Below are 16,778 nucleotides of genomic sequence, written 5' to 3'. Positions count from 1 at the left end.
TTATATGAAAGGGCTGTAGATGGTTTGCCAAAACGTAAAGAAATCGTGACAGCTAGAGCGTTTGTGGAGGAACGGCGGGGATTATCGCGGCCCATACGGCTTGTGCTGTCACGTATTCTTGACGGTAAACTCTTCTGCATCCGTAATCGCTGCCACGTCGAAGAGAACTTATGCGTATCAAAGTCCATTGCCAGAACCGAGTTGGCATCCTGCGGGACATTCTTGAACTGCTGGTGGCCTACGGCGTGAACGTCTCCGGCGGTGAAGTAGGAGGCGAGCATGGCGATGCCATTTATCTGCGCTGCCCGAATCTGATCAATCTGCAGTTTCAGGCGCTAGTGCCAAAATTCGAGACCGTTGCCGGCGTGTTCGGCGTCAAGCGTGTGGGATTGATGCCCAGCGAGCGTCGGCACATGGAGCTGAATGCCTTGCTGGGAGCGTTGGAATTCCCTGTGTTGTCCATCGACATGGGCGGCTCGATCGTGGCCGCGAACCGCGCCGCCGCTCAGTTGCTCGGCGTGCGGGTCGATGAGGTTCCAGGCATTCCGCTTTCACGTTACGCCGAAGATTTTGATCTGCCGCAGTTGGTGCGCGCCAATCGCTCGCGCATTAACGGTCTGCGCGTGAAGGTGAAAGGCGACATCTTTCTCGCGGACATCGCCCCTTTGCAATCAGAGCATGAGGACAGCGAAGCCATGGCTGGCGCGGTGCTGACGCTGCACCGTGCAGATCGCGTTGGCGAGCACATCTATAACGTGCGCAAGCAGGAACTGCGGGGCTTTGACAGCATCTTTCAGAGCTCCAGGGTGATGGCGGCGGTGGTCAGGGAAGCGCGACGCATGGCGCCACTGGACGCGCCATTGTTGATCGAAGGCGAAACTGGTACGGGGAAGGAGTTGCTTGCGCGGGCCTGCCACTTGGCGAGCCCGCGCGGTCAGTCGCCCATGATGGCGCTCAATTGCGCCGGTTTTTCCGAGTCCATGGCCGAGACAGAGCTGTTTGGCTACGGCCCCGGCGCATTCGAAGGGGCACGCGCGGAAGGCAAGCTGGGTTTGCTCGAACTGACGTCGGGCGGGACCTTGTTTCTCGACGGCGTAGCGGAAATGAGCGCGCGATTGCAGGCAAAATTGCTGCGCTATTTGCAGGAGGGTTGCTTTCGGCGTGTAGGCAGCGATGAAGAGGTGTACCTGGACGTGCGGATCATCTGCGCGACCCAAGTGGACCTGTCGGAACTCTGCGCCCGAGGCGAGTTTCGTCAGGACCTTTACCACCGGTTGAACGTCCTCTCGCTGCACATTCCGCCTTTGAGGGAATGCCTGGATGGCCTCGCGCCGCTGGTGGAACACTTCGTTGATCAGGCCAGTCGGCAGATCGGGTGCGCGTTACCCAGACTGACGCCGGATGCGATGGCGCGCCTTAGCCAATACCACTGGCCTGGCAATGTGCGGCAACTGGAAAACGTATTGTTCCAGGCTGTTTCATTGTGTGACGGTAAGTGGGTAAAGCCTGAGCATATTCGTCTGCCCGATTACGGCGTTAGGCAGCCCCTGGGAGATTTCTCACTTGAAGGCGGATTGGACGATATGGTGGGACGGGTCGAGAAGGCGGTGCTCGAACAGTTATATGCAGCGCACCCAAGCAGTCGCCTATTGGGGAAGCGATTGGGTGTTTCCCATACAACGGTCGCCAACAAGTTAAAGCAGTACGGAATTGGCCAGCGACAGTGACTCATTGATAAACACCTGCAGGAGCGCGCTTGCCCGCAAATCGATTGTCTGGCATTGCATATTTAAACGGGCAAACCCTTTTCGCGGGCAAGCGCGCTCCTACACCTAGATGGCGCGCTGTCTACTTGGCTAATCATCGACGCAGTACCGAATAGGCCATTGCCAGTGATTTATCGATAAACACCTGTAGGAGCGCGCTTGCCCGCGAATCGATTGTTCTGGCATTGCATGTTTAAACGGGCACACCCTTTTCGCGGGCAAGCGCGCCTATAAGTAGGCGGCGCTCAGCCCTGCGTGACCACCTGCTGATCAGCCGTTGCTGCAACCATTGCCCATGACCTGATACTCAAGCACATGGCGTTTGCCGTGCGAGTCGTCGTAAGTCATATGCTGCGGCACCACCCTGCAGACGTTGGGTACTTCGTCCACCGATATGACTTTGGCAATATCAAGTTTGGTGCCGTATTTGTATTCCTCGACGCGCTGTTGTTGAGCGGCTACTTTTGCGCCAGATTCTTCTGCCATTGCCATGGCGCTGAAACCACAAAGAGCCATTACAACCAGTGCAGCTTTCATTACTTTATTCCTCTAAGTTGCTTCGTTGCCCAGCGGCGCAGAAAGTGCGGTCGGCAGGGCGCACAGATCCTTTGTAAGGCTCTGAGTGAAGCGAATAATAATCGGGTGGTTTGATTGACAGCCCAGTGGGGGGAACTGTTGCCAATCAATCGTTTGCCGTGTTGGCGGAACGAATTCTATGCCCCTGTCGGGGATTCATATAGAAACCATTCTGATAAAGACTGTTGAGCAAATCGGCAATAATCATCATTCCGGCTCATCAGCACAGGCTGCGCTACGCTTCAGGACCTGCCCGGCATGAAGCTTTGTCTGAAAGCGGGCACTTGGGGTGCGTTCGGGGCTATGCTCGGGGTCGGTAAGACCATCGTCGAATGGCCATTCAGGCCATCGGCAGATACAACAGGGCCATAAAACAACAACATTTCCACCGAGGTAAGAAAGATGAGTGCGGCTTCCCTGTACCCCGTCCGCCCTGAAGTGGCAGCCACGACGCTGACTGACGAGGCGACCTACAAGGCGATGTACCAGCAGTCGGTGGTCAATCCCGATGGCTTCTGGCGCGAGCAAGCCCAACGCCTTGACTGGATCAAGCCTTTTACTACCGTCAAACAGACCTCCTTCGACGACCACCGCGTCGATATCAAATGGTTCGCCGACGGCACTTTGAACGTTTCCTACAACTGTCTCGACCGCCATCTGGCCGAGCGCGGTGATTCGATCGCCATCATCTGGGAAGGCGACGACCCTTCCGAGAGCCGCAATATTACCTACCGCGAACTGCATGAAGAAGTCTGCAAGTTCGCCAACGCATTGCGCGGCCAGGATGTCCATCGCGGCGACGTGGTGACCATCTACATGCCAATGATCCCCGAAGCCGTGGTCGCCATGCTGGCCTGCGCGCGGATCGGTGCGATTCATTCGGTGGTGTTCGGCGGCTTCTCGCCTGAAGCACTGGCCGGTCGCATCATCGACTGCAAATCGAAAGTGGTGATCACCGCTGACGAAGGCCTGCGTGGCGGCAAGAAAACCGCGATGAAGGCCAACGTCGACCGGGCGCTGACCAACCCGGAAACTGCCAGCGTGCAGAAGGTCATCGTGTGCAAGCGCACCGGTGGCGATATCGAATGGAACCGTCACCGCGACATCTGGTACCACTCGCTGCTGGACGTGGCCTCCAGCACTTGCGCGCCGAAGGAAATGGGCGCCGAAGAGTCGCTGTTCATCCTTTACACCTCCGGCTCCACCGGCAAGCCCAAGGGCGTGTTGCACACCACCGCAGGCTATTTGTTGTATGCCGCCCTGACCCATGAGCGGGTGTTCGACTACCGCCCGGGTGAAGTTTACTGGTGCACCGCTGACGTCGGCTGGGTCACCGGCCATAGCTACATCGTCTACGGGCCACTGGCCAATGGCGCGACCACGCTGCTGTTCGAGGGCGTTCCGAACTACCCGGACATCACCCGCGTGTCGAAAATAGTCGACAAGCACAAGGTCAATATTCTCTACACCGCGCCAACCGCCATCCGCGCAATGATGGCCGAAGGCACCAAGGCTGTGGATGGCGCAGACGGCTCGAGCCTGCGCCTGCTGGGTTCGGTGGGCGAGCCGATCAACCCGGAAGCCTGGAACTGGTACTACAACACCGTTGGCAACAAGAATTGCCCGATCGTCGACACCTGGTGGCAAACCGAAACCGGCGGCATCCTTATCAGCCCGTTGCCGGGGGCCATTGCCCTCAAGCCGGGCTCGGCTACGCGTCCGTTCTTTGGCGTGATTCCGGCGCTGGTGGATAACCTCGGCAATCTGATCGAAGGCGCGGCCGAAGGCAATCTGGTGATTCTTGACTCCTGGCCGGGTCAGTCGCGCAGTCTGTACGGCGATCACGACCGTTTCGTCGACACTTACTTCAAGACGTTCCGTGGCATGTACTTCACCGGTGACGGCGCCCGTCGCGATGAAGACGGCTATTACTGGATCACCGGTCGCGTCGACGACGTGCTTAACGTGTCCGGTCACCGCATGGGCACCGCCGAGATCGAAAGTGCCATGGTTGCTCACCCTAAAGTTGCCGAAGCGGCGGTAGTGGGCGTGCCGCACGACTTGAAAGGGCAGGGCATCTACGTCTACGTCACGCTCAATGGCGGGGAAGTGCCGGACGAGGCGCTGCGTATCGAGCTGCGCAACTGGGTGCGCAAGGAAATCGGTCCAATTGCTTCGCCGGATGTCATTCAATGGGCGCCGGGTTTGCCGAAGACGCGTTCCGGCAAAATCATGCGCCGGATTCTGCGCAAGATTGCGACCGGGGAGTACGACGCGCTGGGCGATATTTCCACGCTGGCCGACCCGGGTGTGGTTGCGCATCTGGTGGAGACCCACAAGACCATGAACGTCGCCTGACGGTCGTGCTTCGCAAGATCCAGAGCGTCTGCCTAACGGCAGACGTTTCGCCTTCGGCGAGTTACTTGGAAAGGTCGAAAGTCGCACCATCCCCAAGTAACCAAGGGTGCTTGCTCCTGGTTTGGTCCCTCCTTCGTCGGAATACCCTCACTCCGGTCCCGCTCCGGGGCCCGCCGCCATCCGCCATCCATGGCGGGGGGCGGCTCTCGCGGCATCCATGCCGCTCGGCCCATTTCACGAGACCTGCATTCAGCCTGCAACCCAAGTCGCGTTTGGCGGTGTCTGGGCTATTGCGTAGAAGGTCAACAGCAACAGCAACAGCTTCCCGGCTAAAGCCGGTCCCACTGCTGCGTTGGTCTCCCTGGCTAGAGCAGGTTCCGCTGCTGTGCTGGTCCCTCTGGCTAAAACCATTCCCAGTGCTGTGCTGGTTCCTCTGGCAAAGCAGGTCCCACTGCTGCGTTGGTCTCGCTGGCTGAATGCAAGCCTCTGTAGGAGCCGGCTTGCTGGCGAAAGCATTTATCCAGCCGCCATCTACATACCAGACCCACCGCGTTCGCCAGCAAGCCGGCTCCTACAGGGGGGGCTGCGTTCATCCAGTCTGACCAGCGCAGGTACCGGCTTCAGCCGGAAAGCCATTGATCCTTCCATGCCGGTCCATCCTTGGTCTGCGCTTGGTCTGCGCTTGGTCTGCTCTTGATGTCCTTGATGTCCTTGATGTCCTTGATGCTCTTAATCCGCCCTTGATCTGCTTCTGATTTTCCTACGCAAAAAGCTCATACACCGCCAATCGCGACTTGGGTGCAGGCTGAACGCAGGTCTCGCGCAGTGGGCCGAGCCGCATGGATGCGGCGAGAGCGCCGTCAGGACATGGATGTCCGTTCGGCGCGGGCCCACGGAGCGGGACCGGAGTGAAGGAACCCCGACGCAGGAGGGGCCAAACCAGGAGCACAAGCCCTTGGTTACTTGGGGCTTTATCAAGTAACTCGCCGAAGGCGAAACAGTCTGCCGTTAGGCGGACGCTCTTAAAACCCTAAGCACCGGTGGAGAACCGGGATATATCGATTTGTTACCAAACACCCAACTCGGTAACCTCGCGCACCGGAGTGGGGCATTTCGACTCGACCCCAACGCATTTTATCGGCCTGCAGAAACCTGCTCCCACGCTGCGCTTGCCGGATCACAAGGCTTTGCCAATAATGGGCGCGTTATTTGCTTCGTTGATAGGTTTGCCCGGTCGGGCAGTTTCACAAAGCTTTTTGGATGTCAATCGTGTGGTCGTAGTTTTCATGCGCTTCTGTAACTTGTTGTCGCATTGAAGAAATATCGACTTTCCGCCTGCCGCTAAAATGCCGATCACTCGCCGAAAGCCTGTCGGGACTGATACCCGACGGCACATCGCGTCGCAATTTCTGATTCCTCCTGCTCATTGAGCGTTTTCGCTCACTGCCATTTGTCGCGTTATACCGATGGAGTTCCAAGAAATGAAAAAGCTCATGCTGCTGGGTGCGCTGGCACTGTCCGTACTGGCACAGCCAACGTTCGCCGATGAAAAGCCCCTCAAAATCGGTATCGAAGCGGCATACCCTCCATTTGCTTCGAAGGCGCCGGATGGCAACATCGTCGGTTTCGACTACGACATCGGCAACGCCCTGTGCGAAGAGATGAAAGTCAAATGCGTATGGGTCGAGCAAGAATTCGACGGCCTGATCCCTGCTCTGAAAGTGCGCAAGATCGACGCCATTCTGTCCTCGATGTCCATCACCGAAGACCGCAAGAAGTCCGTCGACTTCACCAACAAGTACTACAACACCCCGGCCCGTCTGGTCATGAAGCAAGGCACTGCCATCAGTGATGGCATGACCGAGCTCAAGGGCAAGAACATCGGCGTGCAGCGAGGTTCGATCCACGAGCGTTTCGCCAAGGAAGTCCTTGCTCCGCTGGGTGCTGAAATCAAGCCCTACAGCTCCCAGAATGAAATCTACCTGGACATCGGCGCCGGTCGCCTCGATGGCACCCTGGCGGATGCGACCTTGCTGCAGGACGGCTTCCTCAACACCGATTCCGGTAAAGGTTTTGCCTTCGTCGGTCCGGCCTTCACCGACGTCAACTACTTCGGTGACGGCGTCGGCATTGCCGTGCGCAAGGGCGACAAGGCTGATCTGGACAAGCTCAACGCAGCCATCGCGGCCATTCGTGCCAATGGCAAATACAAAGCCATCCAGGACAAGTACTTCGACTTCGACATCTACGGCAAGTAACGTGGTTTGAAGCCGTCAATGGCGCAAGCAGCAGGTCCTGTACCGACTGATTGCGCCATTTTTCTATCCCGCGCTTGAGGGCCAAACAACATGTTGAAAGGTTACGGAGCCGTCATTCTCGACGGCGCATGGCTGACCTTGCAGCTCGCTCTGTGCTCCATGGCGCTGGCGATCGTGCTCGGCCTGATCGGCGTGGCATTGCGGCTGTCGCCGGTGCGCTGGCTGGCGTGGCTGGGCGACCTGTATTCCACCGTGATCCGCGGCATTCCCGATCTGGTGCTGATTCTGCTGATTTTCTACGGCGGTCAGGACCTGCTCAACCGCATCGCGCCACTGCTCGGCCATGACGACTATATTGACCTGAACCCGCTGGTGGCCGGTATCGGCACGCTGGGTTTCATTTTTGGTGCGTACCTTTCTGAGACCTTTCGCGGCGCATTCATGGCGATTCCTAAAGGGCAGGCCGAAGCCGGCATGGCCTATGGCATGAGCGGCGGGCGGGTGTTTTTCCGTATTCTTGTCCCGCAGATGATTCGTCTGGCGATTCCCGGCTTCACCAATAACTGGCTGGTACTGACCAAGGCCACGGCGCTGATTTCCGTGGTTGGTTTGCAGGACATGATGTTCAAGGCCAAGCAGGCGGCAGATGCCACCCGCGAACCCTTTACTTTCTTCCTCGCAGTCGCGGCCATGTACCTGGTAATCACCAGTGTCTCGCTGCTGGTACTGCGCTACATCGAAAAGCGCTACTCGGCTGGCGTAAGGGTGGCGGACCTATGATCTTCGATTACAACGTGGTCTGGGAAAACCTGCCGCTGTATTTCGGCGGCCTGCTGGTTACCCTCAAACTTCTCGCCCTGTCGTTGTTTTTCGGCTTGCTTGCAGCGTTGCCGCTGGGCCTGATGCGCGTGTCGAAAATCGCCTGGGTGAACCTGCTGGCCTGGAGCTACACCTACGTCATCCGCGGCACGCCGATGCTCGTGCAGTTGTTCCTCATCTATTACGGGCTGGCGCAATTCGAGGCGGTGCGTGAAAGCGTGCTGTGGCCGTGGCTGTCGAGCGCGACGTTCTGCGCCTGCCTGGCCTTCGCGATCAACACCAGCGCTTACACCGCCGAAATCATTGCCGGCAGCCTCAAATCCACGCCGCCGGGCGAGATCGAAGCGGCGCGCGCCATGGGCATGTCCAAAGCCAAGATGTACCGCCGGATCCTGCTGCCATCGGCCTTGCGTCGCGCATTGCCGCAGTACAGCAACGAAGTGATCATGATGCTGCAGACCACCAGCCTGGCGTCCATCGTCACGCTGATCGACATCACCGGCGCGGCGCGCACCGTCAACGCGCAGTTCTACTTGCCGTTCGAGGCCTACATCACGGCAGGCGTGTTCTACCTGTGCCTGACGTTCATTCTGGTGAAACTGTTCAAGCTGGCCGAGCGCCGCTGGCTCAGTTACCTCGCGCCGAGGAAGCACTGATATGCAGCGCATCGATCACGACCTGCCATGGGGCAACCTTGGCACCCAGCGTACGTTGAGCGTGTTCCGCTTCGGTCAGGGCGAGCGCAAGGCCTACATTCAGGCCAGCCTGCACGCCGATGAACTGCCCGGCATGCGCACCGCCTGGGAGCTGAAGAAGCGCCTTGTTCAGCTCGAAGAGCAGGGCTTGCTCAACGGCGTCATCGAGCTGGTGCCGGTCGCCAACCCGATTGGCCTGGGCCAGCTGTTGCAAGGCAATCACCAGGGACGTTTTGAATACGGCAGCGGCAAGAACTTCAATCGCGATTTCACCGAGTTGAGCGCGCCGGTGGCTCAAGCACTGGCGGGCAAGCTGGGCGATGATCCCCACGCCAACACTCGACTGATTCGTCAGGCCATGGCCGATGTACTCGCCCAGTTGCCACCTGCCGGCAGTGAGCTGGCCGGCATGCAGCGGGTGTTGCTGAGTCACGCCTGCACCGCCGACGTCGTGCTGGACCTGCATTGCGACACCGATGCGTCGCTGCACATGTACGCCTTGCCGCAGCACTGGCCGCAGTGGCGTTCGCTGTCCGCGCATCTGGGGGTGACCGTCGCGCTGCTGGCCGAAGATTCCGGCGGCAGCTCGTTCGACGAAGCCTGTTCGCTGCCGTGGTTGCGGTTGTCCAAGCAGTTCCCCGACGCGCAGATCCCTCTGGCGTGTCTGGCGACCACGCTGGAGCTGGGCGGCCAGGCCAACACCGGCAAGGCCGAGGCCGAGGCTTACGCTGAAGGTATTCTGGCGTTTCTGGGCGAGCAGGGGCTGATCAACGGCGAGTGGCCGCAGCCTGGCTATGAGGCCTGCGAAGGCATGCCGTTCGAAGGCACCGAAATGATTTACGCGCCCCATCCCGGCGTGCTGACCTTCCTGCGCCCGGCCGGGGCCTGGGTGGAACCCGGCGAGCCGCTGTTTGAAGTCATCGACCCGTTGACCGATCGCGCCACCACCGTCTGTGCCGGCACGGCCGGGGTGTTGTTTGCCATCGAAAAACTGCGTTACGCCCAGCCGGGTTTCTGGATGGCCAAAGTGGCCGGCCGCACGCCCCTGCGCAGCGGTCGCCTGCTCAGCGACTGATTACTTGTGAGAACCGACATCATGAACAAACTGGAAGTCCAGGACCTGCACAAGTGCTACGGCAGTCACGAAGTGCTCAAAGGCGTTTCGCTGACCGCCAAGGCCGGCGATGTCATCAGCATCATCGGCTCCAGCGGCTCGGGCAAAAGCACGTTTTTGCGTTGCATCAATCTGCTGGAACAACCCAAGTCAGGCCGTATCCTGCTCAACAACGAAGAGCTCAAGCTTGTTTCCAACAAGAACGGCGGTCTGAAAGCTGCCGACCCGAAACAGTTGCAGCGCATGCGCTCGCGCCTGTCGATGGTGTTTCAGCATTTCAACCTGTGGTCGCACATGACTGCGCTGGAAAATATCATCGAAGCGCCTGTCCATGTACTGGGTGTACCGAAGAAAGAGGCGCTGGAAAAGGCCGAACATTATCTGAACAAGGTCGGTGTTTCGCACCGCAAGGACGCCTATCCAGGGCATATGTCCGGCGGCGAGCAGCAGCGCGTGGCAATTGCCCGCGCGCTGGCGGTTGAGCCGGAAGTCATGCTGTTCGACGAACCAACATCCGCGCTGGACCCCGAGCTGGTCGGCGATGTGTTGAAGGTCATGCAGGCGCTGGCGCTGGAAGGCCGGACCATGGTTGTGGTGACCCATGAAATGGGTTTTGCGCGGGAAGTGTCGAACCAGCTTATTTTCCTGCACAAGGGCCTGGTCGAGGAGTGCGGCAACCCGCGTGAGGTGTTGGTCAATCCGAAGTCCGAGCGCTTGCAGCAATTTCTGTCCGGCAGTTTGAAGTAAGACGCCGCTGCGTTTGCGCGGTGCGTTTTGCCTCACAACGGTGCATGCTGCGCGTCGTTCAGCCTGCCGCCCCCGCCTGAACGATAAACGAGTTTCCATCGCACGCCCGGCGTGCGACTCCTATCAGCGACACGTTTCGGATTGCACGCCATGACTGCCCATCGAATCGGATTTCTCATCTGGCCCGGCACCAAAGCCTTGACCCTGGCGCTGGCCGAGGAAGCCCTGCGTGTTGCTCAGCGCGTTCATCCCGAAGTGGTTTACGAGCTGTCATTTCTGCAAGCCGAGCCACCGGTAGAAAACACCGGCTGGCAACTGCCCGGGGAGCCGTGGGTGGGGCGTCTGGAGGGGTTTCAGAAGGTTTTTCTGCTGGCTGACGAGCCCCCTGCGCCTATGTCGTCTGCGCTGGGCGGCTCCCTCAAACAGTTGGTCCGCGCCGGCTGTGTCATCGGCGGGCTCTCGGCGGGCGTCTATCCACTGGCCCAATTGGGCCTGCTGGATGGCTACCGGGCCGCAGTGCATTGGCGCTGGCAGGACGACTTCGCCGAACGCTTTCCCAAAGTCATTGCCACCAGTCATTTGTTCGATTGGGATCGCGACCGCTTGACGGCGTGCGGCGGGATGTCGGTTCTGGACTTGTTGCTGGCGGTGCTGGCGCGGGACCATGGCGCCGAACTGGCCGGCGCCGTGTCCGAGGAACTGGTGGTCGAGCGCATCCGCGAAGGCGGCGAGCGCCAGCGCATTCCGTTGCAGAACCGTCTGGGTTCCAGCCACCCGAAGCTGACCCAGGCCGTGCTGTTGATGGAAGCCAACATCGAAGAGCCGCTGACCACTGATGAAATCGCTCAGCACGTGTGCGTGTCCCGACGCCAGCTGGAGCGCATCTTCAAGCAGTACCTCAACCGCGTGCCAAGCCAGTATTACCTGGAGCTGCGCCTGAACAAGGCCCGCCAGATGCTGATGCAGACCAGCAAATCGATCATCCAGATCGGCTTGTCATGTGGGTTCTCTTCGGGGCCGCACTTCTCCAGCGCCTACCGCAACTTCTTCGGTGCAACCCCACGCGAGGACCGCAATCAGCGCCGCAGCAGCAGCCCGTTCGAATTGTCATCGGTGCCCGCCGAGCGCGGTTGAGACGTGCGTCGGTCCTGTTGCATCGCAGCACTGCTACAGCCACGCGCCAACGTTTGAACTGCGCCATTGCGACGCAATTTGTCGCATTGCCGAAAACTCCGGAAAAACCCGGTTTGGCGCTATAAGAAGTTGTCGCTTGGCGGCAAGGCCCGGCCCGAATCAGTCCTTACAATCCTTCCATCGCTCGCCAGTTCCAGGCAGGCGTTCCTCTTCAGGAGACTCCGATGTCCGTTGAGCAAGTACCGGTGCAACGTGCCGATTTCGACCAGGTAATGGTTCCCAACTATGCCCCGGCAGCGTTCATTCCTGTCCGTGGGCAGGGCTCTCGTGTCTGGGACCAGTCGGGCCGTGAATTGATCGATTTCTCCGGCGGCATCGCAGTCAACGTGCTGGGCCACGCACACCCGGCGCTGGTCGGCGCGCTGACCGAGCAGGCCAACAAGCTGTGGCATGTCTCCAACGTATTCACCAATGAGCCGGCACTGCGCTTCGCCAAAAAACTGGTCGATGCCACGTTCGCCGACCGCGTGTTCTTCTGTAACTCCGGCGCTGAAGCCAACGAAGCTGCCTTCAAGCTGGCGCGTCGCGTGGCCCATGACCTGTACGGCCCGGACAAGTACGAAATCGTCGCTGCCCTGAACAGCTTCCATGGCCGCACGCTGTTCACCGTGAGCGTCGGCGGTCAGCCGAAGTACTCCGATGGCTTCGGTCCGAAAATCACCGGTATCACTCACGTCCCCTTCAATGACCTCGATGCGCTGAAAGCCGCCGTCTCGGACAAGACCTGCGCCGTGGTGCTGGAGCCGATTCAGGGCGAGGGCGGCGTATTGCCTGCCGAGCTGGAATACCTGCAAGGTGCGCGCAAGCTGTGTGACGAGCACAACGCGCTGCTGGTGTTCGACGAAGTGCAAAGCGGCATGGGCCGCAGCGGCCATCTGTTCGCCTACATGCATTACGGCGTGACACCGGACATCCTCTCCAGCGCCAAGAGCATCGGCGGCGGCTTCCCGATGGCGGCCATGCTGACCACTGAAAAACTGGCCAAGCATCTGGCCGTTGGCGTTCATGGCACCACTTACGGCGGCAACCCGCTGGCGTGCGCGGTGGGCGAGGCGGTCATTGATGTGGTCAACACCCCTGAAGTGCTGGCAGGCGTGAACGCCAAGCACGAGCTGTTCAAGGCCCGTCTGGAAAGGATCGGCCAGCAATACGGCGTATTCACTAAGGTGCGTGGCATGGGCCTGTTGATCGGCTGCGTGCTGACGGACGCCTGGAAAGGCAAGGCCAAGGACTTTTTCAACGCTGCCGAGCAGGCGGGTGTGATGGTGTTGCAAGCCGGTCCCGACGTGGTGCGCTTCGCGCCAAGTCTGGTGGTTGAAGACGCCGATATTGAAGAAGGCCTGAATCGCTTTGAACGCGCGGTTGCCCAACTCACTGGCGCGTGAAATCGCTTTAAATCGGTAGGAGCCGGCTCGCTGGCGGACGCGTTGCGTCGGCGACGTCATGGTCGATTGTCCCGACGCCTCGCCAGCAGGCCGGCTCCTACAGATCGTAGACACGCAGCATTTTTTATCTTTCGCCGTTTAACCGGCCCGATTTTTTTCCAAGGAGTGACACCATGCTGGTGATGCGCCCCGCGCAAATGGCCGATCTGAGCGAGGTCCAACGACTCGCTGCAGACAGCCCGATTGGTGTCACGTCCCTGCCGGATGACGCTGGACGTCTGAGTGACAAGATTGCGGCGTCCGAGGCTTCCTTCGCTGCAGAAGTGAGCTTCAACGGCGAGGAGACTTACTTCTTCGTGCTCGAAGACACCGAATCCGGGCGTCTTGTAGGCTGCTCCGGGATCGTTGCGTCGGCGGGCTATTCCGAGCCGTTTTACAGCTTTCGCAACGAAACCTTCGTGCATGCCTCCCGCGAGCTGAAGATCCACAACAAGATCCACGTGCTTTCTCAGTGCCATGACCTGACGGGCAACAGCCTGCTCACCAGCTTCTACGTGCTGCCTGAACTGGTGGGCACACTGTGGTCGGAACTCAACTCGCGCGCACGTCTGTTGTTCGTCGCCAGCCACCCGGAGCGCTTCGCTGACTCGGTGGTCACCGAGATCGTCGGCTACAGCGACGACAACGGCGACTCGCCGTTCTGGGACGCCATCGGCCGCAACTTCTTCGACATCAACTACGCCGAAGCCGAGCGGCTGTGCGGGCTGAAAAGCCGGACGTTCCTCGCCGAACTGATGCCGCATTATCCGATCTACGTGCCCCTGCTGCCTGACGCCGCTCAGGAGGCCATGGGTCAGGTCCACCCGCGCGCGCAGATCACCTTCGACATCCTCATGCGCGAGGGCTTCGAAACCGATCACTACATCGACATCTTTGACGGCGGCCCGACGTTGCACGCCCGTGTCTCCGGCATTCGCTCGATTGCCAACAGCCGCGTCGTGCCGGTCAAGGTCGACACCGTGAGTACTGGCGACGCGGTCAAGGGTGGCCGGCCTTATCTGGTGTCGAACGGGCAGTTGCAAGACTACCGTGCAGTGATGCTGGAGCTCGACTGGGTGCCGGGCAAGCCCGTCGCCCTGAGCCTTGCAGCTGCTGAAGCGCTGGGAGTCGGTGAAGGCGCCAGCGTGCGCATTGTTGCGGTCTGACGACCGGGCCAGATGAGTCGACGGTGACGGGCGCTGCAATGGCGGGCCCACGCCGTAAAGCAGGTTAGCGAGTTCGCCGGTGGTGGCATCATCCCGGCTTGAGGAGAAAGCATGATCGTTCGTCCCGTACGCAACAGTGACCTTCCGGCGTTGATCGAGCTGGCGCGCAGCACCGGCGCTGGCCTGACCACGCTGCCGGCCAATGAAGAGCGTCTGGCGCACCGGGTCGGTTGGGCCGAAAAAACCTTCCGCGGCGAAGCCGGGCGGGGCGACGCCGATTACCTGTTCGTACTCGAAGATGACGACGAAAAAGTGGTCGGTATTTCGGCGGTCGCCGGCGCAGTGGGGCTACGTGAGCCCTGGTACAACTACCGGGTCGGCCTGACGGTCAGCGCTTCTCAAGAGCTGAATATCTACCGCGAGATCCCGACGCTGTTTCTGGCCAACGACCTCACCGGCAACTCCGAGTTGTGCTCGCTGTTTCTCCACGCTGACTACCGTAATGGCCTCAACGGCCGCTTGCTGTCCAAGGCGCGGATGCTGTTCATCGCGGAATTCCCTGACCTGTTCGGCAAAAAAATCATCGCTGAAATGCGCGGCATCTCTGACGAGCAGGGCCATTCGCCATTCTGGGAAAGCCTGGGCCGGCACTTTTTCAAAATGGAGTTCAGTCAGGCCGATTACCTCACCGGGGTCGGCAACCGTGCCTTCATCGCCGAACTGATGCCCAAGTTTCCTCTGTACAGCTGCTTCCTCTCGGAGGCGGCGCGCGAGGTCATCGGCCGCGTACACGTCAGCACCGAACCGGCCCTGACCATGCTCAAGGCCGAGGGCTTCAGCTATCAGGGCTACGTCGATATCTTCGACGCCGGGCCAGCCATTGAGTGCGAGACCAGCAAGATCCGCGCAGTGCGCGACAGCCAGGCACTGGTGCTGGCTGTCGGCACACCGGGCGACGACGCGACGCCCTTCCTTATCCATAACCGCAAGCGCGAAGACTGCCGCGTCACGGCAGCTCCCGCGCGTTTTGCCGCCGGCACCCTGGTGGTCGATCCGCAAACCGCCAGGCGCCTGCGCCTCAGCGCCGGTGATCAGGTGCGAGCGGTGCCACTGTCGCCCGCTCGGGAGAGTATTTGATGAACACCCTATATATCGCCGGCGCCTGGCAGGACGGGCAGGGCGATGCATTTGAATCCCTGAATCCGGTGACCCAGCAGGTGATCTGGTCCGGTAACGCTGCGACTGCCGCGCAGGTCGACGCAGCGGTCAAATCTGCCCGTCAGGCGTTCCCGGCCTGGGCAACGCGTTCGCTGGATGAGCGCATTGCCGTGCTTGAAGCGTTCGCTGCTGCACTGAAGAGCCGTGCCGACGAAATCGCCCGATGCATTGGTGAGGAAACCGGCAAGCCGCTGTGGGAGTCGGCGACAGAAGTGACGAGCATGGCCAACAAGGTGGCAATTTCCATCCAGAGCTATCGCGAGCGGACCGGCGAGAAGAGCGGCCCGCTGGGTGATGCCACCGCTGTCCTGCGGCATAAGCCGCACGGCGTGGTGGCGGTCTTCGGGCCGTACAATTTCCCGGGGCATCTGCCGAATGGCCACATCGTGCCAGCCCTGCTGGCGGGCAACGCCGTGGTGTTCAAGCCCAGTGAGCTGACCCCCAAGGTTGCCGAACTCACCGTGCAGTGCTGGATCGAAGCCGGGCTGCCTGCGGGCGTGCTCAACCTGCTGCAGGGCGCACGCGATACCGGCGTTGCGCTGGCGGGGCATTCGGGCATCGACGGTCTGTTTTTCACGGGTTCCAGTCGCACCGGCAATGCCCTGCACCAACAGTTCGCCGGTCGGCCGGACAAGATCCTCGCGCTGGAGATGGGAGGCAACAACCCGCTGGTGGTCGATCAGGTCGCCGATGTCGATGCGGCCGTGTACACCGTGATCCAGTCCTCGTTCATCTCCGCCGGGCAGCGCTGCACGTGCGCCCGTCGCCTGCTGGTGCCCGAGGGTGCCTGGGGCGACGCGTTTCTGGCGAGGCTGGTGGAGGTCACATCGACCATTCAGGTCGGCGCGTTCGATCAACAGCCTGCGCCTTTCATGGGCTCGGTGATTTCCCTCGGCGCCGCGCGTGCGCTGCTGGATGCTCAGGAGCTGATGCTGGCCAACGGCGCGATAGCCTTGCTCGAAATGACCCAGCCCGACGCGCATTCGGCGCTGCTCACGCCGGGCATTATCGACGTCAGTGACGTGGCCGATCGTGCCGATGAAGAACTGTTCGGCCCACTTCTGCAGGTCATTCGCTACGCTGACTTCGACGCTGCCATCGAAGAGGCCAATGCCACTCAGTACGGCTTGGCGGCGGGCCTGTTGTCAGACTCGCAGGCGCGTTACCAGCAGTTCTGGCTGCAGAGCCGGGCCGGCATCGTCAACTGGAACAAGCAGTTGACCGGCGCGGCGAGTACCGCACCCTTTGGTGGCGTAGGCGCTTCGGGTAATCATCGCGCCAGCGCTTATTACGCGGCTGACTACTGCGCGTACCCGGTGGCATCGCTTGAGACTCAAACGCTGGCATTGCCTGCCAGCCTGACGCCTGGCATCACCTTGAAGTGAGTCTGCATCCTGCGCAGCCGCCCAGCGGGTGTAGCAGCGAACACGGGCTGTAGAAGCC

Annotated in this window: 13 protein-coding genes; 12 read left to right on the top strand and 1 reads right to left on the bottom strand. The window is 60.4% G+C overall.

Annotation, left to right across the window (positions count from 1 at the left end; genetic code table 11):
* The first annotated feature begins 170 nt into the window (after positions 1-170).
* Positions 171-1,727 carry a sigma-54-dependent phenylalanine hydroxylase transcriptional regulator PhhR gene (locus LT42_RS13410; RefSeq protein ID WP_037013750.1) on the top strand — a complete coding sequence of 519 codons (1,557 nt, stop codon included), beginning with the start codon at positions 171-173 and terminating at the stop codon, positions 1,725-1,727.
* Between the two features lie 309 nt (positions 1,728-2,036).
* On the opposite strand, the gene LT42_RS13405 is transcribed toward LT42_RS13410, so the two are convergent.
* Positions 2,037-2,303: a DUF2790 domain-containing protein gene (locus LT42_RS13405; RefSeq protein ID WP_037013749.1), complete on the bottom strand. Its 267-nt coding sequence runs from the start codon at positions 2,301-2,303 to the stop codon at positions 2,037-2,039.
* 441 nt (positions 2,304-2,744) lie between these two features.
* Here LT42_RS13405 and acs point away from each other — a divergent pair, with 441 nt between their 5' ends.
* From acs to astD, 11 genes are all read left to right on the top strand, one after another.
* Positions 2,745-4,700 carry an acetate--CoA ligase gene (acs, locus tag LT42_RS13400; RefSeq protein WP_037013748.1) on the top strand — a complete coding sequence of 652 codons (1,956 nt, stop codon included), beginning with the start codon at positions 2,745-2,747 and terminating at the stop codon, positions 4,698-4,700.
* A gap of 1,481 nt (positions 4,701-6,181) precedes the next feature.
* Entirely contained in the window at positions 6,182-6,958 is a 777-nt protein-coding gene (locus tag LT42_RS13395; protein WP_037013747.1) for an ABC transporter substrate-binding protein, read from the top strand.
* Between the two features lie 90 nt (positions 6,959-7,048).
* On the top strand, positions 7,049-7,738 hold the full coding sequence (locus LT42_RS13390; RefSeq protein WP_037013746.1) for an ABC transporter permease: 690 nt from the start codon (positions 7,049-7,051) through the stop codon (positions 7,736-7,738).
* Positions 7,735-8,433, top strand: coding sequence for an ABC transporter permease (locus LT42_RS13385; protein WP_037013745.1), 699 nt, complete (start codon positions 7,735-7,737; stop codon positions 8,431-8,433). Before LT42_RS13390 ends, LT42_RS13385 begins: the two co-directional genes overlap by 4 nt.
* Before the next feature lies 1 nt (position 8,434).
* Complete coding sequence (locus LT42_RS13380; protein ID WP_037013744.1) at positions 8,435-9,547, top strand: succinylglutamate desuccinylase/aspartoacylase family protein; 1,113 nt, start codon at positions 8,435-8,437, stop codon at positions 9,545-9,547.
* Between the two features lie 21 nt (positions 9,548-9,568).
* Positions 9,569-10,333 (top strand): ABC transporter ATP-binding protein, encoded by a 765-nt coding sequence (locus tag LT42_RS13375; protein ID WP_037013743.1) that lies wholly within the window; start codon positions 9,569-9,571, stop codon positions 10,331-10,333.
* 150 nt (positions 10,334-10,483) lie between these two features.
* Positions 10,484-11,467: a transcriptional regulator ArgR gene (argR, locus tag LT42_RS13370; protein ID WP_037013742.1), complete on the top strand. Its 984-nt coding sequence runs from the start codon at positions 10,484-10,486 to the stop codon at positions 11,465-11,467.
* A gap of 224 nt (positions 11,468-11,691) precedes the next feature.
* Positions 11,692-12,912 carry an aspartate aminotransferase family protein gene (locus LT42_RS13365; protein WP_037013741.1) on the top strand — a complete coding sequence of 407 codons (1,221 nt, stop codon included), beginning with the start codon at positions 11,692-11,694 and terminating at the stop codon, positions 12,910-12,912.
* Positions 12,913-13,085: 173 nt separating this feature from the next.
* Positions 13,086-14,117 carry an arginine/ornithine succinyltransferase subunit alpha gene (aruF, locus tag LT42_RS13360; protein ID WP_037013740.1) on the top strand — a complete coding sequence of 344 codons (1,032 nt, stop codon included), beginning with the start codon at positions 13,086-13,088 and terminating at the stop codon, positions 14,115-14,117.
* 111 nt (positions 14,118-14,228) lie between these two features.
* The gene (gene astA, locus LT42_RS13355; RefSeq protein WP_037013739.1) at positions 14,229-15,254 is read left to right on the top strand and encodes an arginine N-succinyltransferase; all 1,026 of its coding nucleotides are present in this window, start codon (positions 14,229-14,231) and stop codon (positions 15,252-15,254) included.
* Positions 15,251-16,720, top strand: a complete 1,470-nt coding sequence (gene astD, locus LT42_RS13350) for a succinylglutamate-semialdehyde dehydrogenase (protein ID WP_208855908.1) — start codon at positions 15,251-15,253, stop codon at positions 16,718-16,720. Before astA ends, astD begins: the two co-directional genes overlap by 4 nt.
* The last annotated feature ends 58 nt before the right edge of the window (positions 16,721-16,778 follow it).

This window comes from Pseudomonas lutea (assembly GCF_000759445.1).
In the GTDB taxonomy this organism is placed as follows: domain Bacteria; phylum Pseudomonadota; class Gammaproteobacteria; order Pseudomonadales; family Pseudomonadaceae; genus Aquipseudomonas; species Aquipseudomonas lutea.
This window is presented reverse-complemented; position numbering and strand designations above follow the sequence as displayed.